At 72.2% G+C, this 22,471-nt stretch carries 15 protein-coding genes and 1 riboswitch; of the genes, 9 read left to right on the plus strand and 6 right to left on the minus strand.

Annotation, left to right across the window (positions count from 1 at the left end):
- The 5 genes from J7I97_RS21720 (at position 1) to J7I97_RS21740 (ending at position 7,498) form a co-directional block, all read left to right on the plus strand.
- On the plus strand, positions 1-633 hold the full coding sequence (locus J7I97_RS21720; protein WP_214937391.1) for a (2Fe-2S)-binding protein: 633 nt from the start codon (positions 1-3) through the stop codon (positions 631-633).
- Between the two features lie 2 nt (positions 634-635).
- A complete protein-coding gene (pucD, locus tag J7I97_RS21725) occupies positions 636-3,041 on the plus strand; it encodes a xanthine dehydrogenase subunit D (RefSeq protein ID WP_214937393.1) in 2,406 nt (801 codons plus the stop codon).
- A gap of 337 nt (positions 3,042-3,378) precedes the next feature.
- Positions 3,379-4,842: an NCS2 family permease gene (locus tag J7I97_RS21730; protein ID WP_214937395.1), complete on the plus strand. Its 1,464-nt coding sequence runs from the start codon at positions 3,379-3,381 to the stop codon at positions 4,840-4,842.
- 82 nt (positions 4,843-4,924) lie between these two features.
- Positions 4,925-6,112, plus strand: coding sequence for an XdhC family protein (locus J7I97_RS21735; RefSeq protein WP_214937398.1), 1,188 nt, complete (start codon positions 4,925-4,927; stop codon positions 6,110-6,112).
- 117 nt (positions 6,113-6,229) lie between these two features.
- Complete coding sequence (locus J7I97_RS21740) at positions 6,230-7,498, plus strand: YncE family protein (RefSeq protein ID WP_214937401.1); 1,269 nt, start codon at positions 6,230-6,232, stop codon at positions 7,496-7,498.
- Positions 7,499-7,565: 67 nt separating this feature from the next.
- Here J7I97_RS21740 and J7I97_RS21745 read toward each other — a convergent pair whose 3' ends face one another.
- A complete protein-coding gene (locus J7I97_RS21745) occupies positions 7,566-9,782 on the minus strand; it encodes a germacradienol/geosmin synthase (RefSeq protein ID WP_214937403.1) in 2,217 nt (738 codons plus the stop codon).
- Between the two features lie 197 nt (positions 9,783-9,979).
- Between J7I97_RS21745 and J7I97_RS21750 the strand changes: the two genes are divergently transcribed.
- Positions 9,980-10,567, plus strand: a complete 588-nt coding sequence (locus J7I97_RS21750) for a hypothetical protein (RefSeq protein ID WP_214937406.1) — start codon at positions 9,980-9,982, stop codon at positions 10,565-10,567.
- 15 nt (positions 10,568-10,582) lie between these two features.
- Here J7I97_RS21750 and cobN read toward each other — a convergent pair whose 3' ends face one another.
- Positions 10,583-14,200: a cobaltochelatase subunit CobN gene (gene cobN / locus J7I97_RS21755; RefSeq protein ID WP_214937408.1), complete on the minus strand. Its 3,618-nt coding sequence runs from the start codon at positions 14,198-14,200 to the stop codon at positions 10,583-10,585.
- 53 nt (positions 14,201-14,253) lie between these two features.
- Positions 14,254-14,332: riboswitch (cobalamin riboswitch) on the minus strand.
- A gap of 434 nt (positions 14,333-14,766) precedes the next feature.
- Between cobN and cobG the strand changes: the two genes are divergently transcribed.
- Genes cobG through J7I97_RS21770 form a run of 3 tightly spaced genes read left to right on the plus strand, consistent with a single transcriptional unit; the run spans position 14,767 to position 18,244 of the window.
- Positions 14,767-16,116, plus strand: coding sequence for a precorrin-3B synthase (gene cobG, locus J7I97_RS21760; protein WP_214937410.1), 1,350 nt, complete (start codon positions 14,767-14,769; stop codon positions 16,114-16,116).
- On the plus strand, positions 16,113-16,760 hold the full coding sequence (locus tag J7I97_RS21765; RefSeq protein WP_214937413.1) for a precorrin-8X methylmutase: 648 nt from the start codon (positions 16,113-16,115) through the stop codon (positions 16,758-16,760). The genes cobG and J7I97_RS21765 overlap by 4 nt, the downstream gene beginning before the upstream one ends.
- Positions 16,757-18,244, plus strand: coding sequence for a precorrin-2 C(20)-methyltransferase (locus tag J7I97_RS21770; protein ID WP_214937415.1), 1,488 nt, complete (start codon positions 16,757-16,759; stop codon positions 18,242-18,244). The genes J7I97_RS21765 and J7I97_RS21770 overlap by 4 nt, the downstream gene beginning before the upstream one ends.
- A gap of 124 nt (positions 18,245-18,368) precedes the next feature.
- Here J7I97_RS21770 and J7I97_RS21775 read toward each other — a convergent pair whose 3' ends face one another.
- The 4 genes from J7I97_RS21775 to J7I97_RS21790 are packed head-to-tail and all read right to left on the minus strand — an operon-like array spanning position 18,369 to position 22,369.
- Positions 18,369-19,175: a cobalt-precorrin-6A reductase gene (locus J7I97_RS21775; RefSeq protein WP_214937418.1), complete on the minus strand. Its 807-nt coding sequence runs from the start codon at positions 19,173-19,175 to the stop codon at positions 18,369-18,371.
- A complete protein-coding gene (gene cobM / locus J7I97_RS21780) occupies positions 19,165-19,914 on the minus strand; it encodes a precorrin-4 C(11)-methyltransferase (RefSeq protein ID WP_214937420.1) in 750 nt (249 codons plus the stop codon). Before cobM ends, J7I97_RS21775 begins: the two co-directional genes overlap by 11 nt.
- Positions 19,911-21,137 (minus strand): precorrin-6y C5,15-methyltransferase (decarboxylating) subunit CbiE, encoded by a 1,227-nt coding sequence (cbiE, locus tag J7I97_RS21785; RefSeq protein ID WP_214937456.1) that lies wholly within the window; start codon positions 21,135-21,137, stop codon positions 19,911-19,913. Before cbiE ends, cobM begins: the two co-directional genes overlap by 4 nt.
- 23 nt (positions 21,138-21,160) lie before the next feature.
- Positions 21,161-22,369 (minus strand): MFS transporter, encoded by a 1,209-nt coding sequence (locus J7I97_RS21790; protein WP_214937423.1) that lies wholly within the window; start codon positions 22,367-22,369, stop codon positions 21,161-21,163.
- Between the last annotated feature and the right edge of the window lie 102 nt (positions 22,370-22,471).

The following is a 22,471-nucleotide window of genomic DNA, read 5'->3' on the forward strand; positions in this document are numbered from 1 at the left end:
ATGCGCGTCAATTTCACTGTCAACGGCCGTCATCAGGAAGCGGACGACGTCTGGGAGGGCGAGTCCCTTCTCTACGTCCTGCGTGAGCGTCTGGGCCTGCCGGGCTCGAAGAACGCCTGTGAGCAGGGCGAGTGCGGTTCCTGCACCGTGCGCCTCGACGGCGTGCCGGTCTGTTCCTGCCTGGTGGCCGCCGGCCAGGTCGAGGGTCGCGACGTCGTGACCGTCGAGGGCCTGGCGGAGTTCGCCAAGCAGCGCGAGGAGCACGGCCACGGCGGTGCCTGCGGCACCGGCGGCGGCTGCGGCAGCAAGGGCGTCTCCCTGGACGCGGCCAAGCAGTGGCAGGCGCACGGGCCCAACAGCGAGCTCCGCTCGCGGGCAGGCGACTCGCAGACCGGCGAGGGCGTCGAGCTCTCCAACATCCAGCAGGCGTTCATCGACGCCGGCGCCGTGCAGTGCGGTTTCTGCACCCCGGGCCTCCTGGTCCAGGCCGACGCCCTGCTGGAGGAGAACCCCTCCCCGTCCGACCAGGACATCCGTGAGGCCCTGTCCGGCAACCTCTGCCGCTGCACGGGCTACGAGAAGATCCTCGACGCGGTCCGCCTCGCGGCCGCCCGTCAGGGAGAGGCGGTCTGACCATGGCGCAGAACACGCGCACCGTTCCGGCGGGTACGCCCACCAATGTCACCCAGAAGCACAACAAGGGCGGCATCGGCGAGTCCATCCTCCGTCCGGACGGCACCCTCAAGGTCACCGGTGAGTTCGCGTACTCCTCGGACATGTGGCACGAGGACATGCTGTGGGGCCAGACCCTGCGCAGCACCGTGGCCCACGCCGAGATCGTCTCGATTGACATCTCCGAGGCCCTGGCGATGCCCGGCGTCTACTCGGTGCTGACGTACGACGACCTGCCGGCCGAGATGAAGAACTACGGCCTGGAGATCCAGGACACCCCGGTTCTCGCCAACGGCCGGGTACGTCACCACGGTGAGCCGGTCGCCCTCGTGGCCGCCGACCACCCGGAGACCGCCCGCCGTGCGGCCGCCAAGATCAAGATCGACTACAAGGAGCTGCCGCTCGTCACGGACGAGGCCTCCGCCCTCGCCCCCGGCGCGCCGCTGATCCACGAGGGCCGCGACGACCACCACATCGGTCACGTCCCGCACCCGAACATCGTGCACCGCCAGCCGATCATCCGCGGCAACGTGGAAGAGGCCCGCAAGCGCGCCGACGTCATCGTCGAGGGCGAGTACACCTTCGGCATGCAGGACCAGGCCTTCCTCGGCCCGGAGTCCGGTCTGGCCGTGCCGTCCGAGGACGGCGGTGTCGAGCTGTACGTCGCCACCCAGTGGCTGCACTCGGACCTCAAGCAGATCGCCCCCGTCCTCGGTCTGCCCGAGGAGAAGGTGCGCATGACGCTCTCCGGCGTCGGCGGTGCCTTCGGTGGCCGCGAGGACATCTCGATGCAGATCCACGCCTGCCTCCTGGCCCTGGCCACGAACAAGCCGGTCAAGATCGTCTACAACCGGTTCGAGTCCTTCTTCGGTCACGTGCACCGTCACCCGGCGAAGCTCTACTACGAGCACGGCGCCACCAAGGACGGCAAGCTCACGCACATGAAGTGCAAGATCGTCCTGGACGGCGGCGCGTACGCGTCCGCCTCCCCGGCGGTCGTGGGCAACGCGTCCTCCCTCTCGGTGGGTCCGTACGTCCTGGAGGACGTGGACATCGAGGCGATCGCGCTCTACACGAACAACCCGCCCTGTGGCGCGATGCGCGGCTTCGGCGCCGTCCAGGCCTGCTTCGCGTACGAGGCCCAGATGGACAAGCTCGCGGCGAAGCTGGGTATGGACCCGGTCGAGTTCCGCCAGCTGAACGCCATGGAGATGGGCACGGTCATGCCCACCGGCCAGGTCGTGGACGCCCCGGCGCCCGTGGCCGAGCTGCTGCGCCGGGTCAAGGCCCGCCCGCTGCCGCCGGAGCGCCAGTGGGAGACGGCCGGCGAGGGTGCGGACGTCCGCGCGCTGCCCGGTGGCCTCTCGAACACCACCCACGGTGAAGGCGTCGTCCGCGGCGTCGGCTACGCGGTCGGCATCAAGAACGTCGGCTTCTCCGAGGGCTTCGACGACTACTCGACCGCCCGCGTGCGCCTCGAGGTCATCAACGGCGAGCCCGTCGCGATGGTCCACACGGCCATGGCGGAGGTCGGCCAGGGCGGCATCACCGTCCACACGCAGATCGCCCGTACGGAGCTGGGTGTCACGCAGGTGACCATCCACCCGGCCGACACGCAGGTCGGTTCCGCCGGTTCCACGTCCGCCTCCCGGCAGACGTACATGACCGGTGGCGCCGTGAAGAACACCTGTGAGGCCGTCCGGGAGGCCCTCCTGGAGATCGGCCGGCGCAAGAACGGCTCCTACCACCCCGCGTGGGCGACCGCCGAGCTGCTGCTGGAAGGCGGCAAGGTCGTCACCGACGGCGGCGAGGTCCTCGCGGACATCGCCGACATCCTGGAGGGCGAGGAGGCGATCGACCTCGAACTCGAGTTCCGTCACCACCCGACCGTCCCCTTCGACCTGGTCACCGGCCAGGGCAACGGTCACGTCCAGTACACCTTCGCCGCGCACCGCGCGGTCGTCGAGGTGGACACCGAGCTCGGCCTCGTCAAGGTCGTCGAGCTGGCGACCGCGCAGGACGTCGGCAAGGCGCTGAACATGCTCTCCGTGGTCGGCCAGATCCAGGGTGGTACCACCCAGGGCCTCGGCGTCGCGATCATGGAAGAGATCATCGTGGACCCGAAGACCGCGAAGGTGCGCAACCCCTCCTTCACGGACTACCTGATCCCGACCATCCTCGACACCCCGACCATCCCGGTCGACGTCCTGGAGCTCGCCGACCCGAAGGCGCCCTACGGCCTTCGCGGAATGGGCGAGGCCCCGACCCTCTCGTCCACCCCGGCCGTCATCGCGGCGATCCGGGCGGCGACCGGTCTGGACATCAACAAGACGCCGATCCGTCCGGAAGCCCTCACAGGCACCCTCTAGGACGGCGTGGTCCGGGGGCCGAGAGGCCCCCGGACCCCCACAGGCTCTCCGGGCGGCGTGACACGGGAACGTCACACTTCCAGTCGCACCGCCCGGAGTACGAAGTAACCGCACCGCTCGCGGAGGCTTCACAGGCAGGGCCCGCTGCATCCCCCCTCACAGCATCACCAGTAGCACCAGCAGCACCAGCTGCATCAGCAATACCCGCAGTACACGCAGTAACCATCGCGTCGCCTCGGGCCGTCACCCCGGGTCGTGCAGCCAAACGCACCATCCCAAATCCCGCGATCTCCAATCCCCATGCGGGTGCCCCTTTGAACCTTGGGAGTTAGGCACCATGACCCAGTCGTCTGTGGAGCCCAAGACCACCGCGGAAGAGGCCGGCGACGGCTCTCTGAACCCCGCCGGACGTTCTTGGCTCGACCGGTATTTCCATATAACCCACAGAGGATCAAACGTCGGCAATGAGGTTCGTGGCGGCGTCACGACCTTCATGGCCATGGCGTACATCCTCCTGCTCAACCCGCTGATCCTCTCCGGCAAGGACGTCGCCGGAGACACCATGAGCCAGAAGGCCCTGATCACGGCCACGGCTTTCGCCGCGGCCCTGACGACGCTCCTCATGGGCTTCGTGGGCAAGGTCCCGCTCGCCCTCGCCGCCGGCCTCTCCGTCTCCGGTGTGCTGTCCTCGCAGGTCGCCCCCCAGATGACCTGGCCGCAGGCCATGGGCATGTGCGTGATGTACGGCGTCGTGATCTGTCTCCTGGTCGTCACCGGCCTCCGCGAGATGATCATGAACGCGATCCCGCTCGCGCTCAAGCACGCCATCACCATGGGTATCGGCCTGTTCGTCGCCCTGATCGGCCTCGTGAAGGCCGGCTTCGTCGGACACGGCTCCGAGTTCGGCCCTCCGGTCCAGCTCGGTTCGGTCGGCGAGCTCGCCGGCTGGCCCGTCCTGCTCTTCTGCGTCACCCTGCTCACCATCTTCATGCTGCAGGCCCGCAAGATCCGCGGCGCGATCCTGATCGGAATCGTCGGCGGAACCGTCCTCGCGGCCATCCTCAACGCCGTGGTCGACATCGACCCGAAGGCGTGGAAGAACGGCCCGCCGGAGCTCTCCGGCTCCGCCGTCTCGATGCCCGACTTCTCGCTCTTCGGCAAGGTCGAGTTCGGCGGCTGGGGTGACGTCGGTGTCATGACGGTCGGCATGATCGTCTTCACCCTCGTGCTCGCCGGCTTCTTCGACGCGATGGCCACCATCATCGGCGTCGGCACCGAGGCCAAGCTCGCCGACGACAAGGGCCGCATGCCCGGCCTGTCCAAGGCACTGTTCATCGACGGCGCCGGTGGCGCCATCGGTGGTGTCGCGGGCGGCTCCGGCCAGACCGTGTTCGTCGAGTCCGCCACCGGCGTCGGTGAGGGAGCCCGCACAGGCCTCGCCTCCGTCGTCACCGGCCTGTTCTTCGCCGCCTGCCTCTTCTTCACCCCGATCACGCAGATCGTCCCGGGTGAGGTCGCCTCCGCGGCCCTGGTCGTCATCGGCGCGATGATGATGCAGAACGCCCGCCACGTGGACTGGGCCGACAGCGCGACCGCGATCCCGGTCTTCCTGACCGTCGTGATCATGCCGTTCACGTACCAGATCACCGCTGGTGTCGCGGTCGGTGTCATCTCCTACGTGGCCATCAAGATCGCGCAGGGCAAGGCCCGCGAGGTGGGTGCCTTCATGTGGGCGCTGACCGGGATCTTCGTGATCTACTTCGCGCTCCACCCGATCGAGGGATGGCTCGGCGTCAGCTGACCCGGCCGGATTCCGATCCGTACAAAAGCCGCATCTTCCACGTATCCGATACTGGAAACCGAACCTCTCCGAGGAGGCCCCCATGCTGGACATCGCCGACGAACTGAACCGGTGGGTCGAGCAGGGGCGTGACTTCGCCGTCGCCACGGTCGTGGCGGTCGGCGGGAGCGCGCCCAGGCAGCCCGGGGCCGCCCTGGCCGTCGACAGCGAGGGCACGGCGATCGGTTCCGTCTCCGGCGGATGCGTGGAGGGTGCGGTGTACGAGCTGTGCCAGCAGGCGCTGGAGGACGGCGAAACCGTCCAGGAGCGCTTCGGCTACAGCGACGACGATGCCTTCGCCGTGGGTCTGACCTGCGGCGGCATCATCGACATCCTGGTCACCCCGGTTCCCGTGGGCTCTCCCGCGCGGGAGGTGTTCGCGGCCGCTCTGGCCGCCGCCGCCCGTGGGGAGGCGGCGGCGGTCGCGCGGATCGCCGAGGGTCCGGCCGAGCTCATGGGCCGCGCCGTGCTCGTCCGCGGCGGGGTCCGCGCCGACGGTCCCGGCGAGGTCCGCGGCGACGGCTCGTACGAGGGCGGCTTCGGCGGACACCCCGAGCTGGACCGCGCCATCGCCGAGGAAGCCCGCGCCATGCTGGACGCCGGCAAGACCGGGGTCCTGGAGATAGGCGCCGACGGCAGGCTCTGCGGAGAGCCCCTCAAGGTGCTGGTCGAGTCCAGCGTCCCGCCCCCGCGGATGATCGTCTTCGGTGCCATCGACTTCGCCTCCGCCCTGGTGCGGATCGGCAAATTCCTCGGCTACCACGTGACACTGTGCGACGCTCGGCCCGTCTTCGCCACGAAGAAGCGTTTCCCCGAGGCGGACGAGATCGTGGTCGACTGGCCGCACCGCTACCTGGAGAGCACGGACGTGGACGCCCGCACCGTCCTGTGCGTACTGACCCACGACGCCAAGTTCGATGTCCCCCTCCTCGAACTGGCCCTCAAGCTTCCCGTCGCGTACGTCGGCGCCATGGGCTCCCGCCGAACGCACGAGGACCGCAACAAGCGGCTCCGCGACGTCGGCGTGAGCGAGCTCGAACTGGCCCGGCTGCGCTCCCCGATCGGCCTGGACCTGGGCGCCCGCTCCCCGGAGGAGACCGCGCTGTCCATCGCCGCCGAGATCGTCGCCAACCGGCGCGGCGGCTCCGGCGCCGCCCTCACCGGCGCGCACATCCCGATCCACCCGGACACCTCGAACACGCTGATCGGCAGGATCGGCTCCGTCGCTTGAAGCGTGTGAGATGTAGCGTGTGAGAAAAGGGCGCATCCCCCTGGGGGTTGCGCCCTTTTGCTCTTGCGCCTATTTTACCGGCCGGTAACAGCGCCTTCCCGCAACGGAGTTGAGCGGATGTCCCGGACCGTCAAGCGTAGCGCCCGCACCCCCGTACGTACGCTCCTCGCCATGGCGGCCGGCTGCGCCCTGGCCGCGGCCACGCTCGGGGCTGCCCCGGTCCCCTCCGCCGCCGCCGACCTGCGGGAGGTGCTGTTCGTCGGGAACAACTGGGAGGGGACCGCCGATGTCCTGGCCTCGACCGGCGATCTCGGCAAGGTCGGGCGGATCAACGTGGTCCCCGACAAGGAGGAGCGGCTCCGGGAGATCTACCTCAACCCCGTGAAGCTCGGCTACTTTCTGGGCATCCGCGCCACCGCCGGCGAGGGGCACGACCAGTTTGTGGACGACATGTACACCACCCCGGACGGCTCCGCGGTCGTCGCCTCCCGGCCCAGCTTCGCCGACGTCGTCTCGATCGACGTGCGGACCGGGCGGATCAACTGGCGCTTCCCCGTAGCCGGTTACCGATCCGACCACATGGCGGTCTCGCCGGACGGAACCCGGGTCGCGGTATCCGCCTCCACCGCCAACACCGTGCACGTCCTCGACATCGCCACGGGCCGGCAGGTCGGCTCCTTCGCCACCGGCGACAAGCCCCACGAGAACAGTTTCACCCGTGACGGCCGCTACCTGTGGAACAGCGCCATCGGCGACGTGACCTCCGCCCTCGACGCGTCCTGGCTGGACTGGACGAAGGGCGACCGGAAGATCACCGTCGTCGACGCGCAGACGTTCCGTACGGTCCGCGTGATCGACATGCGCGAGCGGCTGGACGCCTTCGGGCGGCCGGACCTCTCCGACGCCGTGCGGCCGATGTCCTTCAGCCCCGACGAGACGAAGCTCTACTTCCAGGTGTCGTTCTTCAACGGGATCGTGGAGTACGACGTGGCCACCGACCGGATCACCCGGGTCAAGGAATTCCCGCAGAACCCGGCCACCAGCAAGGACCGCACCACCTGGGTCAACGACTCGCGCCACCACGGCATGTCCATGAGCCCGGACGGCGCCAAGCTCTGCGTCGCGGGAACCATGGATGACTACGCGGCCGTCGTGGACCGGGCCACCCTCACCGAGGGGCCGCCGGTGCCCGCCGACAAGCCCTACTGGGCCACGGTCGACGGGGACGGCAGCGGCTGTGTGATCTCCGAGAGCGGCGCCGACAGGGTCACCGCCATCGACTTCGCCACCGGCGCCAAGCGAGTGTCCGTACCCGTCGGCGACCATCCGCAGCGGGTCCGGCTCGGGCACGTTCCGGCTGGCTGGACCGGTCCCGGGTCGCGGTAGGTGCTCCTGGCTGGTCGGCTGGTCGGCGGGGGCGGGCGAGCGGTCCGCCCCCGCCGGGTTCGGCAGGTCAGCCGGGCAGCGAGACCCGGGTGGCCGACATGCCGAAGCCGGAGCTCCAGACGCCCGCGGACAGCCCGCCCGGGAGCCGGTGCAGATCCTCCTCACGGTAACGAATCGTCCTCTGGTGCCAGTTGAGGATCGCGGCAAGCCAGTCCTGCAACTCGACCACATACGCGTCGAGTCCGGCCCGCGCCTTCCCGTCCAGCTTCCAGTCGTCGTAGAGCAGCGGCAGCTGGTTCGCGACGATGTGCTCGAACTCCTCCATGCGCTGCGTCATCAGTGAATGGCAGATGTGCAGAGCCTGCGGATAGCCGATGTCGAAGAAGTTCCGGGTGACGAGCACGTAGTTGTGCACCTCGCCCTCGACTTCCACCTCCTTCTGGTACGAGAAAACGTCGTTGATCAGGCAGGCGGCGTCGGCGGCCGCGCTCTCCAGCGAGCGGATGGTCCCGGAGGCGTAGATCTCGTCGGGGATGCCCCGGCCCGCCTGGCCGAGCCGGCACAGGTACATCGTCAGGTGCGAGCCGAAGGTGTGGCGGCGCATCTCGGCGTAGTCCACCGGGTCCGGGATGCGGCCCAGGATCTGGTTCTCCACCTCCCACACCCAGCTCGCCAGCATGTTCACGAGCGTGGTGCGGAATTCCGACCGGACCCCGGGGGTCATGTCCCGCGTGGTGCGCACCCACAGATCACCCAGGGAGCGCTCCATCGCGGTTAGCGGCGTGGGCTGCTCGGCGTGGTCGACCGGGATCATCGCGACGAGCCGGGCCGTTGTCGCCTTGGCCGCCGGGAGGTTCTTGGCCTGGGCGAAGGCCACCGGGTAGTAGTCGTCCCCGTACGTCCCCCAGGTCAGCCAGCACGCGTTGAGCAGCAGCGCTTCGCGGGTGGCGTCGGGGTCGAGGCCGGCCGAGCAGAGCGCGAAGTCGTAGCCGCGCAGTTTCTGTTCGTTCCAGATCGCGGAGCCGGGGTCGCCGGGCTGCGCGTCGAGCAGGCCCATGTCCCGGGACCACGCGACGGATCCCTCGCGGGCGTACGCGTAGTGCGGGCTGAGGGAGAGCTTGAAGGGCATGTAGACGTCCGGGATGACGGACGGGCCCGTGGGCTCGAAGGGGACGTGCGTGAAGGACCGGCGGCGCAGGTCCAGCGCGCGCGGCGCCAGGATCGACCGGAGGTCCAGGGACGTGGTGCCGACTCCGGAGGGGAGGAAGGGCAGGGTGAGCGGGGCGGTGGGACGGGCCTCCTCGTTCATGTAGCGGCTGGAGGCCATGTGCCACTCGTGGCCGCCGGACTGCCAGTCCTGGAGGCCCTTGGCGTACGCGAGGACGGCCGCGATCTCCGCCGGGTTCAGCGTGTGGTCGGCGATGAGCTGGGGGAGTTCGGACAGCGCGGTCTGCTCGAACTGGTGGAGTCGGGAGGTGAGGAGGTCGTTGGCGGCGTCGGCGGCCTCTTGGGTGGTGCAGCCGAGGAAGGTCTCCAACACCAGGACGGCGTTGGAGAGTTCGCCCTCGTCGGCGACCTCGCGCTGGTAGGAGAAGATGTCGTTCCTGATGTGCACGGCGTCGGAGAAGGCGTCGCGGAGCACGCCGAGCGGGCGTGAGTGCGCGACGCGCGCCGGGACCTCGGCCGAGACGTACTCGATCAGGCCGGCGGACCAGGGGGCGCCGCCCACCTTGCGGCGCATCTCGATGTATTCGAGCGGGTTCGCCACCCGCCCGATGTTGATGTTGGCGAGCTCCCACATCGATTCGTTGAGGAGGTTCCTGGTCGACTCGGAGAATCGTTCCCGCCAGTCCATCGACATCGCCGGCACCGTCCGGGCCCACAGGTCGGCGAGCCCCGCCTCGACCGGGTTGGTCGGCTCGGGGAAACCCTCGGCCAGGTCCATCGGCATGAAGGCGGCGAGCCGGTCGAGGTACTCCTTGGCGCCGGTGCGGTCCTGGGTGCGCTTGTACATCTCCAGGAAGTGGTCGTCGAAGAAGAACACCCACACGTACCAGTCGGTGACCAGGGACAGCGCCTCGCTGTCGCAGTCGGGGTGGGTGTACGCGCACAGCAGCGCGTAGTCGTGCGAGTCGAGGTCGCTCTCCTCCCAGACGCCGGAACCTTCCAGCATCCCGAAGTCGCGGGCCCATCGCTTGGTGTGGGCCCTCGCGTCCTCCAGGTGGGGGTTCAGTCGTGCCGGATAAGGCACGTAGAAATCCGGCAGTTGAAACGGCTGCGTCACGGCGGGGTGGGCCTTTCCTCTGTCTGTCTCGCCGGGCCCCCCGTACGAGATCAGCAGTGCCCTACCCTGGTGCCGTTGGGATAAGGGGGAGTTCACCGCTTCAGGTGACGGAAGCGTCGTTCGGCGACACCGGGGCCTGCCGGGGGATAAAAGGGGTCCGCGCGCAGGTGTCCGGGGGACCCCCCCATACTTCAGCCATGAACATGTCTGACTCGGGTGTCGGTCGCGGGACGCGCGGGATGTGCGGGGCCCGCGGGGTGCTGGCCCTCGTGGTCGTGGCGGGCGGGCTGACCGGGTGCTCGCTGCTCTCGCCGTTCACCACGTGCCGGGGAACGGGACCGGCGCTGGAACGGCTGGCCGGGTACCCCGTGCTGGAGGCGCGGCCCGAGGGGGCTGCCGCACCACCCGGGGCCGACGGGGCCGGCGAGGCCGACGGCGCTGTCGCGTCGGAGTGTCTCGACGACAGCGGGGACGCCTGGATGTACGCGCGCCGGGTCTACGTGGCGCCGGTGGGCCGCGGGGAGGTGCTCCGGTTCTACCGCGAGGCGGCCGCCGCGGACGGCTGGAAGGAGGCGCGGAACTCATCGGGGGTGCCGGCCGATGTGGCCGGGCTGTGCTTCTCCCGTGGCGGCGAGGGGAACTGGCGCGAGCTCGACCTGAGCTTCATGCCGGCGTCGGAGGCGAAGGAGTTCTACGGCTACGAGCCGCCGGCGGACCCCCGCGCCGAGACCTTCTACTCGATAGAGGTCGGCGCGGGGGTGGACGGGGAGCGGCTCGACTGCTGAGGGGCCTTGCGGCCGCTACTCCGCGTCGCCCTCCAGGTTGCCCTCCGTGTCCAGGTACACCTGGCGCAGGGATTCCAGGATCTGCGGGTCCGGCTTCTCCCACATGCCGCGGGACTCCGCCTCGAGAAGGCGCTCCGCGATGCCGTGCAGGGCCCAGGGGTTCGCCTCCTCCAGGAAGGCGCGGTTTTCCGGGTCCAGGACGTAGGTCTCCGTCAGCTTGTCGTACATCCAGTCGGCCACCACGCCCGTCGTCGCGTCGTAGCCGAAGAGGTAGTCCACGGTCGCGGCCAGCTCGAAGGCGCCCTTGTAGCCGTGGCGGCGCATCGCCTCGATCCACTTCGGGTTGACCACGCGGGCGCGGAACACCCGCGAGGTCTCCTCGACCAGGGTGCGGGTCTTGACCGTCTCCGGGCGGGTGGAGTCACCGATGTACGCCTCCGGGGCCGTGCCGCGAAGGGCGCGGACGGTGGCCACCATGCCGCCGTGATACTGGAAGTAGTCGTCCGAGTCCGCGATGTCGTGCTCACGGGTGTCCGTGTTCTTCGCGGCCACCGTGATGCGCTTGTACGCCGTCTCCATCTCGGAGCGCGCCGGGCGGCCCTCCAGGCCGCGGCCGTACGCGTACCCGCCCCACACCGTGTAGACCTCCGCGAGGTCGGCGTCGGTACGCCAGTCGCGCGAGTCGATCAGCTGGAGGATGCCGGCGCCGTACGTGCCCGGGCGCGAGCCGAAGATACGGGTCGTCGCGCGCCGCTCGTCGCCGTGCTCGGCCAGGTCCGCCTGGGCGTGGGCCCGGATGAAGTTCTGGTCGGCCGGCTCGTCGAGCGAGGCGGCGAGCCGGACGGCGTCGTCCAGCAGCCCGATGACGTGCGGGAACGCGTCGCGGAAGAAGCCCGAGATGCGCAGGGTGACATCGATGCGGGGGCGGCCGAGTTCGGCGAGCGGGATCGGCTCCAGGCCGGTCACGCGGCGCGAGGCCTCGTCCCAGACCGGGCGGACGCCGAGCAGGGCGAGCGCCTCCGCCACGTCGTCGCCCGAGGTGCGCATCGCGCTCGTGCCCCACAGGGACAGGCCGACGGACGCGGGCCATTCGCCGTTGTCCGTGCGGTAGCGGGTGAGGAGGGAGTCGGCCAGTGCCTGACCCGTCTCCCAGGCGAGGCGCGAGGGGACGGCCTTCGGGTCCACGGAGTAGAAGTTGCGGCCCGTGGGGAGGACGTTGACCAGGCCGCGCAGCGGCGAGCCGGACGGGCCGGCCGGGACGAAGGAGCCGTCCAGGGCGCTCACCACGTGGGCGATCTCATCGGTCGTGCCGGCCAGGCGCGGCACGACCTCGGAGGCCGCGAAGTCCAGTACGGCCACCACGTCCGCCGAGTACCCGGCGGCGACCGAAGCCACCGCACCGGGGGACCAGTTGGCGTCCTCCATCGCCTGGACCAGCGCGCGGGCCGCCTCCTCCGCCTCGTCGGCGGTGGTACGGGTGGCCGCCGACTCGTCCAGGCCCAGCGCCTCGCGCAGGCCGGGCAGGGCAGTGGTGCCGCCCCAGATCTGCCGGGCGCGCAGGATGGCGAGGACCAGGTTGACCCGGGCCGCGCCGGTCGGGGCGCCGCCCAGGACGTGCAGGCCGTCGCGGATCTGGGCGTCCTTGACCTCGCACAGCCAGCCGTCGACGTGGAGGAGGAAGTCGTCGAAGCCGTCGTCGTCCGGGCGCTCGGCGAGGCCCAGGTCGTGGTCGAGCTTCGCGGCCTGGATCAGGGTCCAGATCTGGGCGCGGATGGCCGGGAGTTTGGCCGGGTCCATCGCCGAGATCTGGGCGTACTCGTCGAGGTGCTGCTCCAGGCGGGCGATGTCGCCGTAGGACTCGGCGCGCGCCATCGGCGGCACCAGGTGGTCGACCAGGGTGGCGTGCACGCGGCGCTTCGCCTGGGTGCCCTCGCCCGGGTCGTTGACCAGGAACGGGTAGATGAGGGGCAGGTCGCCGAGCGCGGCGTCGGGCGCGCAGGCCGCGGAGAGGCCGGCGTTCTTGCCCGGCAGCCACTCCAGGTTGCCGTGCTTGCCCAGGTGGATCATCGCGTCGGCGCCGAAACCGCCGTCCTCGGCGCGGGCCTGGATCCAGCGGTACGCGGCCAGGTAGTGGTGCGACGGCGGCAGGTCCGGGTCGTGGTAGATCGCGATCGGGTTCTCGCCGAAGCCACGCGGCGGCTGGATCAGGATGAGGAGGTTCCCGCGGCGCAGGGCCGCCAGGACGATGTCGCCCTCGGGGTTGGCGGAGCGGTCGACGAACATGCTGCCCGGGGCCTCGCCCCAGTGCTGCTCGACGCTCTCGCGCAGTTCGGCGGGGAGTTCGGCGTACCACCGCTTGTAGTCGGCGGCCGGGATGCGGACCGGGTTGCGGGCCAGCTGCTCCTCGGTCAGCCAGTCCTGGTCGTGGCCGCCGGCCTCGATCAGGGCGCGGATCAGCTCGTCGCCGTCGCCGGAGACCAGGCCCGGGATGTCCTCGACGGGGCCGAAGTCGTAGCCGCCGGAGATCAGCGTGCGCAGCAGTTCGACGGCGCTGGCCGGGGTGTCGAGGCCGACCGCGTTGCCGATGCGGGAGTGCTTGGTGGGGTACGCGGAGAGGACCAGGGCCACCCGCTTGTCGCGGCGCTCGATGTGCCGCAGGCGGGCGTGGCGTACGGCGATACCGGCGACCCGGGCGGCCCGCTCGGGGTCGGCCACGTAGGCGGGCAGGCCGTCCTCGTCGAGCTCCTTGAAGGAGAACGGGACGGTGATCAGGCGGCCGTCGAACTCGGGCACGGCGACCTGGGTGGCGGCGTCGAGGGGGGAGAGACCCTCGTCGCTCTCCTCCCAGGCGCTGCGGGAGCCGGTGAGGCACAGGGCCTGGAGGATCGGCACGCCGAGCGCGGCGAGCGCGCCCGCGTCCCAGGACTCGTCGTCACCGCCGGCCGAGGCGGTGGCGGGGCGGGTGCCGCCGGCGGCGAGGACGGTGGTGACGATCGCGTCCGCGGACTCCAGGGCGGCGAGCAGCTCCGGCTCCGGGATGCGGAGGGAGGAGACGTAGAGGGGGAGGGCCTGGGCGTCCTGGGCCTCGATGGCGTCGCAGAGGGCGTGCACGAAGGCGGTGTTGCCGCTCATCTGGTGGGCGCGGTAGTAGAGCACGGCGATGCGGGGGCCCTGGCCGGGCTGGGCGGTGCGCTCCAGCGGGCCCCAGGTGGGGGCGGCGGCCGGGGGTTCGAAGCCGTGGCCGGTGAGGAGCACGGTGTCGGAGAGGAAGCGGGCCAGCTGGTCCAGGTTGGCGGGGCCGCCGTGGGCGAGGTAGCCGTGCGCCTCGGCGGCGATGCCGATCGGGACCGTGGAGGCCTCCATCAGCTGGGCGTCCGGGGCCTGTTCGCCGGTCAGCACGACGACCGGGCGGGTCTGGCCGGGGGCCAGGAGGAGGTCGAGGCCGTCCTGCCAGGCGCGGAGTCCGCCGAGGAGGCGTACGACGACCAGGTCGACGCCGTCGAGGAGGCCGGGGAGGTCGTCGAGGGGAAGGCGGGAGGGGTTCGCGAACCGGTACGGGACGGGACCGTCCGCCGTGTTCGCGGCGCGGGCGCTGAGCAGATCGGTGTCGGACGTCGACAGCAGCAGGATCATGCGGCGGCAGGCCTTCCTCGGGGTTTCCGCGCCCCGGGCAGTGAGGACAGCGGGAGTTCCTGACTCACCCGGCGGGTTGCTCCGCGGGGTTCACAGTGGCGGGACCGCGCCGGAATCGCACCGGGCTTCCTCCCATGTCGCCGTCCTCGGCGATGGCGGGCCGATCGGCTCGCCGCCGCCATCTTAGGGGGAGCGGTGGTGGGGGCCGCCGTTGGGTGTGCGGCGCCGTTGCCGGGGCTCTGCCCCGGGCCCCGCCCCTCAAACGCCGGCGGGGCTGGATGGGGTCGGCGAGGTGGGCGGGGCCGGGGAGGTGGGTGGGTGCGGTGAGGTGGGTGGGTGCGGCGCCGTTGCCGGGGCTCTGCCCCGGGCCCCGCGCCTCAAACGCCGGCGGGGCTGGTGGGGGCCGGCGGGGCTGGTTGGGGCCTAGAGGTGGTTGGGGCCAGCGAGGTGGGTGGGTGCCGCGGGGTGGATGGGTGCGGCGGTGTTGACGGCTGGATTCGTGGGAGGGACTCGTTGGCCGGTTCGGGGTGGTGATCGACACAGCGGGCGGGCGGAGAATCGTGGGTATGCTCGCCGCCATGCCCCAGCCCCCCTCCGCCGCATCGCGGGATGAACCCGTCATACGGGACCGCGGTGACGCATGTCCCGGTGCGTTGCGGCTGCACGGGGCCGATGACGGGTTCCTCGCGCGGGTGCGGATTCCCGGCGGGCTGCTCACGGCTGCTCAGGCCGCCGTGCTCGGGCTCGCCGCCGACCGGTTCGGGGACGGGCATCTGGAGCTGACCTCCCGCGGCAACGTCCAGTTGCGCGGCCTCGCGGACGGTTGCGGCGCCGGGCTGGCGGAGCTGTTGGATGCGGCGGGGCTGCTGCCGGCGCCGAGCCATGAGCGGGTGCGGAATATCGTGGCCACCCCGTTGTCCGGACTTGAGGGGACGGCCCGGCCGGACGTGTTGCCCTGGGCCCGGGAGCTGGACCGGCTGCTCTGCGCGAGCATGCGCGCCACCGCCCTGTCCGGGCGGTTCCTGTTCGCCTTCGACGACGGGCGCGGTGACGTCGCCGCGCTCGGCCCCGATGTCACCGTGCTCGCCGTGCCCGACGGCCGGGCGCTGGTCCGGCTCGGCCCGGCCCCCGACGCGGTGGAGCTGGCCGCGCCGGACGCCGCCCGGGCGGCGCTGCTGGCCGCCGAGTACTTCCTCGACGCCGCGGACGCGGCCGGCAACCGCGCCTGGCGGGTGTCCGAGCTGCCCCCCGAACACGCCCTGGATGCAGGAGAGTTCAGCGTACGGCTGGGCGCGGCGGGGATCGACGCGGTGTGCGCGCCCGCGGTGGCGTGGCCGTACGCGCCGCCGCCGCGGCCCTGGGGCCCGGGTGTCGGCGACCGGGCCGCCCTGTGCGTGCTGCCCCCGCTCGGGAGGCTCACCTCCGAGCAGTGGCGGGTACTGGTGCAGGCCGCCGAGCGGGGCAACGGAGAGCTGCGGATCACGCCGTGGCGGACCGTCATCTTGCCCTGGGCGGGTGCCCGGATGCCGATCGACGGCTTGGGCCGGATCGAGAGAGCCGGGCTGGTGCTCGCGCCGGACAGCGCCTGGGAGTCCGTCACCGCCTGTACCGGGCGGCCCGGTTGTGCCAAGTCCCTCGCGGATGTACGCGCCGACGCGCGTGCGGTCGTAGAGCTGGCGCAGGGGCGGCTGCCCGTTCACTGGTCCGGCTGCGAGCGGCGGTGCGGGCATCCGCGCGGTACCGACTGGGTGGATGTGGTGGCCACCGCCGGGGACGGGTATGAACTCTCCGTGCCCGGGCGGGCCGTGCAGCGGCTCCCGACCGTCCCTGAGCTTGCCGTGGTCCTCGCCGACGCGCGGAACGTGCAGAACGTACAGAACAACCCCCGAGTTTCCGAAGACGCAGTGAAGAAATGAGCGAGTACACCGTGTTTGAGTACGAGAAGGACGGCGCCGCGATCTACCGCCAGTCCTTTGCCACGATCCGCGCCGAGGCGGACCTCTCCAGGCTGCCCGCCTCGGTCGCCCAAGTCGCGGTGCGCATGATTCACGCCTGCGGGATGACCGACCTCCCGCAGGACCTCGGGTACACGCCCGAGGTCGTCCTGCGGGCGCGGGCCGCCCTGGAGGCCGGCGCGCCGATCCTGTGCGACGTGCAGATGGTCGCCAGCGGGGTCACCCGCAAGCGGCTGCCCGCCGGAAACGATGTGATCTGCACCCTTTCCGACCCGGCCGTGCCGGAGCTCGCCGCGAAGATGGGCACCACGCGCAGCGCCGCCGCCCTCGAAGTGTGGCGGGACCGTGGCCTGTTGGAGGGTTCCGTGATCGCCGTCGGCAACGCGCCGACCGCGCTGTTCCGGCTGCTGGAGATGATCGAGGAGGGCGCCCCGCGCCCCGCCGCCGTCATCGGCGTCCCGGTCGGCTTCATCGGCGCCGCCGAGTCCAAGGACGCCCTCGCCGCGCACCCTTCCGGGCTCGACCATCTGATCGTCCGGGGCCGGCGCGGCGGCAGCGCCATCGCCGCCGCCGCCGTCAACGCGATCGCGAGCGTGGCCGAATGAGCACCGGACGACTCTACGGAGTCGGGCTCGGGCCCGGCGACCCGTCCCTGATGACCCTGCGCGCCGTCGAGGTGATCGCGGAGGCGGACGTGGTCGCCTACCACTCCGCCCGGCACGGACGCTCCATCGCCCGGTCGATCGCCGCCGAGCACCTGCGCGCGGACCACATCGAGGAGCCGCTGGTCTACCCGGTCACCACCGAGACCACCGACCACCCCGGCGGCTACCAGGGGGCGATGGAGGAGTTCTACGAGGCCTCCGCCGCCCGCCTCGCCGTGCACCTGGACGCCGGCCGGACCGTCGCCGTGCTCGCGGAGGGCGACCCGCTCTTCTACGGCTCGTACATGCACATGCACAAGCGGCTCGCGGACCGGTACGAGGCCGAGGTGATCCCCGGGGTGACCTCGGTGAGCGCCGCCGCCGCCCGGCTCGGCACCCCGCTCGTGGAGGGTGAGGAGGTGCTGACCATCCTGCCCGGCACCCTGCCGGAGGAGGAGCTGACCGCCCGCCTCGCCGCCACCGATTCGGCGGTCGTGATGAAGCTCGGCCGCACCTTCCCCGCCGTGCGGCGGGCCATGGAGGGCAGCGGGCGCCTCGCCGAGGCCCGGTACGTCGAGCGCGCGACCATGGCCGGCGAGCGCACCGGCGTCCTGGCGGACACCGACCCCGAGAGCGTGCCGTACTTCGCCGTCGCCGTCGTGCCCAGCCGGATCGGCAACCCGGGCAGTGTGCCCTCCGGGCCCGGTGAGGTCGTGGTCGTCGGCACCGGTCCGGCCGGTCCCCTGTGGCTCACGCCCGAGACCCGGCGGGCGCTGGCCGACGCCGAGGTGCTGGTCGGGTACACGACGTACCTGGACCGGGTCCCGGTCAAGCCCGGGCAGATCCGGCACGGCTCCGACAACAAGGTGGAGTCGGAGCGGGCCGAGTTCGCGCTCGACCTGGCCCGGCGCGGCAAGCGGGTGGCCGTGGTCTCCGGCGGCGACCCGGGGGTCTTCGCCATGGCCACGGCGGTCCTGGAGGTCGCGGGGCAGGCGGAGTACAAGGACGTGCCGGTACGGGTCCTGCCGGGGGTGACCGCCGCCAACGCGGCAGCCGCCGCGGCCGGCGCCCCGCTGGGCCACGACTACGCCACCATCTCGCTCTCCGACCGGCTCAAGCCGTGGGAGGTCATAGCGGAGCGGCTGCGTGCGGCCGCCGCGGCCGACCTGGTCCTCGCCCTGTACAACCCGGGCTCGCGCAGCCGGACCTGGCAGGTCGCCCAGGCCCGCGAACTGCTGCTGGAGCTGCGCTCGCCGCAGACCCCGGTGGTCGTCGCGCGCGACGTGGGCGGCCCGGCGCAGACGGTACGGATCGTCACGCTCGCCGAACTGGAGCCGTCCGAGGTGGACATGCGCACGATCCTGCTGATCGGCTCTTCGCAGACCCAGGTCACGGAACGGGCCGACGGGTCGAGGGTCACCTGGACGCCGCGCCGCTACCCCTGACCGGGGGGAACCGCGTCAGATGAGGCCCGGGGCGGTATCCGCCCCGGGCCTCACCCGTGGCGCGCGGCGACGAGGCGGGCCGTACCCGGCCTGCCGTGCCGGGGCCGAGGAGGCCGGCCCGGACTCAGTGGTCCAGCCAGTGCCGGACCTGCTCCACCGACGAAGTCTCCGCCACACCTCGCGGGACCGGGGGGCGGCGGACGACGAGGACCGGGATGCCGGCCTCGCGGGCCGCGGTGAGCTTGGGGGCGGTGGCCGAACCGCCGCTGTCCTTGGTGACCAGGACGTCGATACGGTGCCGCGCGAGCAGCTCCCGTTCGTCGTCGAGGGTGAACGGGCCGCGGGCGAGCAGGACTTCGAGGCGCGGCGGGGCAGGTGCGGCCGGAGGGTCCACCGAACGCACCAGGAACCAGGGCTCGGTGAGGTGCGCGAAGCTGTGCAGGCCCATCCGGCCCGTGGTCAGGAAGGCGCGGGAGCCGAGGCCCGGCAGCAGGGCGGCCGCCTCGGTGAGGGAGTCCGCGAAGTGCCAGTCGTCGCCGGGACCGGGGCTCCAGCCAGGGCGGCGCAGTGCCAGCAGCGGGACGCCCGAAAGCGCCGCCGCCTCGGCCGCGTTGAAGCTCATGCGCTCCGCGAAGGGGTGCGTGGCGTCGACCAGGTGCGTGACCCGGTGCGCGGTGATCCAGGCCGCCAGGCCGGCGGGGCCGCCGAAGCCGCCGATCCGCGTCTCGCCCGGCGGGAGCACCGGCGCGGTGACCCGGCCGGCGAGGGAGGTGGTCACCCGGTACGGGGCCCGCTCCAGCGCCTCCGCGAGGCGGCGGGCCTCCGTCGTACCGCCCAGGATCAGGACATGCCCGCGGGCCGACTCACCAGCGGGACCGGCGGCGGAACCGGCGGAACCGGCAGCGGAACCGGCGGCGGAATCAGCAGACATGCCGGTCGCGCTCGGCGGAGTACAGATGGCTGTCCCGGAACTGCTCGGCCACCAGGGTGCGGCCCACCACGATCACCGCGGTGCGCACCAGGCCCGCCGCCTTCACCTGGCCGGCGATGTCCGCGAGGGTGCCGCGCAGGATCAGCTCGTCGGGGCGGCTGGCCATCGCCACCACGGCCACGGGACAGTCCGCCCCGTAGTGCGGCACCAGCTCGTCGACGACGCGGTCCGCGTAGCGGGTGGCCAGGTGCAGGACCAGCAGCGCGCCGCTGCGGCCCAGGGTGGCCAGGTCCTCGCCCGGGGGCATCGGGGTGGCCTGCTGGGCGATCCGGGTCAGGATCACGGTCTGGCCGACGGTGGGGACGGTCAGCTCCCGCTTCAGCGCGGCGGCCGCCGCGGCGAAGGCCGGTACGCCCGGGACCACTTCGTAGGGGATCGCGGCCGCGTCGAGGCGCCGCATCTGCTCCGCGACCGCGCTGAAGATCGACGGGTCGCCGGAGTGCAGCCGCGCCACGTCCTGGCCCGCCTCGTGGGCCCGTACGAACTCCGCGATGATCTCGTCCAGGTTCAGCTGCGAGGTGTCGACCAGCCGGGCGTCCGGCGGGCATTCGGCCAGCAGCTCGCGGGGAACCAGACTGCCCGCGTACAGGCAGACGGGGGCGGCGGCCAGCGTCCGGGCACCGCGCACCGTGATCAGGTCGGCGGCGCCGGGGCCCGCACCGATGAAGTACACGGTCATATCCGATCCATTCTCTTCGTCACTGACCACTGGGTGACCGGCATCGCCTGCCGCCACCCCGTGAAACCGCCGACCGGCACCGCGTGCGCGACGGCGAGCTTCACCAGCTCGCCGCCGTGGCGCCGGTAGCGGTCGGTGAGGACCGCCTCCGACTCCAGGGTGACGGTGTTGACCACCAGCCGGCCGCCGGGGGCCAGGGCGGCCCAGGCGGCGTCCAGCAGGCCGGGCGCGGTGAGTCCGCCGCCGATGAACACCGCGTCGGGTGCGGACAGTCCGGCCAGGGCCTCGGGCGCGGCGCCGGTGACCACGCGCAGGCCGGGTACGCCGAGCGCCGCCGCGTTGCGGGTGATCCGCTCCGCCCGCTCGGCGACGCGCTCCACGGCCACGGCCCGGCAGGAGGGGTGCGTACGCATCCACTCGATGCCGATGGAGCCGGAGCCGCCGCCGATGTCCCACAGCAGTTCACCGGGGCCGGGGGCCAGCGCGCACAGTGTCGCGGCCCGGACGTGGCGTTTGGTGAGCTGCCCGTCGTGCTCGTACGCGGTGTCGGGCAGGCCCGGGGTCGCGCCGAGGCGCGGGGCGGCGTGCCCGGGGTCCCGGCGGCAGTCGACGGCCACCACGTTCAGGGGGTCGCCGGGTGCGTGGTCCCAGCGGTCGGCCCGGCCCTCGTACGCGTCCTCGTCCTCGGACCCGAGCTGTTCCAGGACCCGCATCCGGCTCGGGCCGAAGCCCCGCTCTCGAAGCAGAGCGGCGATCTCGTTCGGGGTCGCCGCTCCGGCGCTCAGCACCAGCACCCGCCGCCCCTCGTACAGCGCGGCCGCGAGGCGGGCCACCGGGCGGCCGACCACCGTGACCACCTCGGTGTCCTCCACCGGCCAGCCGAGCCGGGCGCAGGCGTACGAGACTGACGAGGGGTGCGGGTGGACCAGCAGGGCGTCCGGGCCCAGCTCTTGGGAGAGGGCGCGGCCGATCCCGTAGAACATGGGGTCCCCGCTGGCCAGTACGGCGATCCGGCGGCCGGCGTGTTCGGCCATCAGCCGGGGCACGGCCGGCCGCAGCGGGCTCGGCCACGCCACCCGCTCACCGGCGCACTCGCCGGGTGGCAGCAGGGCCAGTTGCCGGGGCCCGCCGATCAGCACCTCGGCGGAGGCCAGCGCGCCGCGCGCACCGGCGGTGAGCCCGGCCCAGCCGTCGGCGCCGAGGCCGACGACGGCCACGGGCATGGGCGTGGGGGGTGCTGCGGAGCTCACTGCGCGGTACCTCGAACGGAAGACGAAGGGGGGTGGATGCGCAGCCTACTGGTGCGCAGCCCGGGCTCCAGGAGCAGGGTGACCGCGACCGACGCCACGGCCAGTACGGCGATCGCGGCCGCGACCGAGGTGTACTGGGCGAGGGTGCCGGCGAGCGCCGCGCAGACGCCCTGCATGGTCAGCATCCCGGCTGAGTGCAGCCCCAGCGCCTGGCCCTGGGTGCCGTCCGGGAGCAGCGCGACCAGGCGCTCCTGCATCAGCAGGCCGGCCGAGTAGCCGATGGAGGCCAGGGTCACCGCGGCCATCGCCACGACCGGGCCGGGCTCCAGGGCGAACAGCAGGTAGGGCACGGCGAGCAGCAGCCGCAGCGGGGCCGCCAGCCGGGCCCGCCAGGCCGCCGGGAGGTACCGCCCGGCGAGGGTGTCCCCTACGAGCATGCCGGCGGCGGCGCAGCCGAACAGCAGCCCGGCGTGCGCCGGGTCGTACGGGACGAACAGGGACTCGCAGCCGACGATCAGCCCGTTGGGCACCCACATGGCGAGGTACAGGGTGCGGCGTGCCGGGTGGGAGAACAGGGTGACGTTGGTCCGCCAGGTTTCGCCCGGTGAAGGCCTGCCCGTGGTGCGCGGCGGGCGGCGGCGCAGTCCGAGCCGCACGGTGAGCGCGGCGGCCAGCGTGAGGCAGGCGGCCGTCAGCAGCGCCCCGCGCGGGGAGAGCGCGGCGACGAGCACCCCGCCGAGGGCGAACCCGGCGATCTGCACGGCACCGGCGCAGACGGCGAGCAGGGACCGGCCGAGGAGGTAGTCCCCGGGCGGCAGGATCTCGGTGAGCAGTCCGTACCGGACCCCGCCGGCGAGGGAGTCGGCGAGCCCCTGGCCGAGCAGCACCGCGAACACCGCCCACAGCGGCAGCCCGGGGACGGCGAGCAGGAGCGTGCCGAGGCCGGCGAGGGCGGCGAGCCCGCCGAGGGCGGCGCGCGGGGGCAGCCGGTCGGCGGCGGAGAGCAGCACGGTCGCGCCGGCCACCTGGGCGAAGGACGGGCCGAACATGCTGAGCGCGGAGAGCAGGGGGCTGCGGGTGCGCTCGTAGACGAGGACGCCGAGGGCGAGCCCGCTGACGGTGGAGGCGCCGACGCGCAGGGCGGCGGCGGCGAAGAACGGGGTGAATTCGGGGACAGCGGAGAGCGAGCGGTAGGTCCGTGGCATGCGGAGAGTGTCGGGGGCCCGCTCCGGGGCCACCTATTGTTTCGCCTGGACGCGAAACCTGCGGTGCTGTACGGGGCTGGGCTGGCGGGGGCTGGGCTGGGT

It is taken from the genome of Streptomyces sp. ISL-87 (assembly GCF_018614095.1).
Classification (GTDB): Bacteria; Actinomycetota; Actinomycetes; order Streptomycetales; family Streptomycetaceae; genus Streptomyces.

Excerpts from the sequence above, each read along its gene's own strand:
- J7I97_RS21740 (WP_214937401.1), top strand. The coding sequence starts at position 6,230 with ATGTCCCGGACCGTCAAGCGTAGCGCCCGCACCCCCGTACGTACGCTC.
- J7I97_RS21730 (WP_214937395.1), top strand. The coding sequence starts at position 3,379 with ATGACCCAGTCGTCTGTGGAGCCCAAGACCACCGCGGAAGAGGCCGGC.
- pucD (WP_214937393.1), top strand. The coding sequence starts at position 636 with ATGGCGCAGAACACGCGCACCGTTCCGGCGGGTACGCCCACCAATGTC.
- J7I97_RS21735 (WP_214937398.1), top strand. The coding sequence starts at position 4,925 with ATGCTGGACATCGCCGACGAACTGAACCGGTGGGTCGAGCAGGGGCGT.
- cobG (WP_214937410.1), top strand. The coding sequence starts at position 14,767 with ATGCTCGCCGCCATGCCCCAGCCCCCCTCCGCCGCATCGCGGGATGAA.
- J7I97_RS21750 (WP_214937406.1), top strand. The coding sequence starts at position 9,980 with ATGAACATGTCTGACTCGGGTGTCGGTCGCGGGACGCGCGGGATGTGC.
- J7I97_RS21790 (WP_214937423.1), bottom strand. The coding sequence starts at position 22,369 with ATGCCACGGACCTACCGCTCGCTCTCCGCTGTCCCCGAATTCACCCCG.
- cobM (WP_214937420.1), bottom strand. The coding sequence starts at position 19,914 with ATGACCGTGTACTTCATCGGTGCGGGCCCCGGCGCCGCCGACCTGATC.
- J7I97_RS21765 (WP_214937413.1), top strand. The coding sequence starts at position 16,113 with ATGAGCGAGTACACCGTGTTTGAGTACGAGAAGGACGGCGCCGCGATC.
- cbiE (WP_214937456.1), bottom strand. The coding sequence starts at position 21,137 with ATGCCCGTGGCCGTCGTCGGCCTCGGCGCCGACGGCTGGGCCGGGCTC.
- cobN (WP_214937408.1), bottom strand. The coding sequence starts at position 14,200 with ATGATCCTGCTGCTGTCGACGTCCGACACCGATCTGCTCAGCGCCCGC.
- J7I97_RS21770 (WP_214937415.1), top strand. The coding sequence starts at position 16,757 with ATGAGCACCGGACGACTCTACGGAGTCGGGCTCGGGCCCGGCGACCCG.
- J7I97_RS21720 (WP_214937391.1), top strand. The coding sequence starts at position 1 with ATGCGCGTCAATTTCACTGTCAACGGCCGTCATCAGGAAGCGGACGAC.
- J7I97_RS21775 (WP_214937418.1), bottom strand. The coding sequence starts at position 19,175 with ATGTCTGCTGATTCCGCCGCCGGTTCCGCTGCCGGTTCCGCCGGTTCC.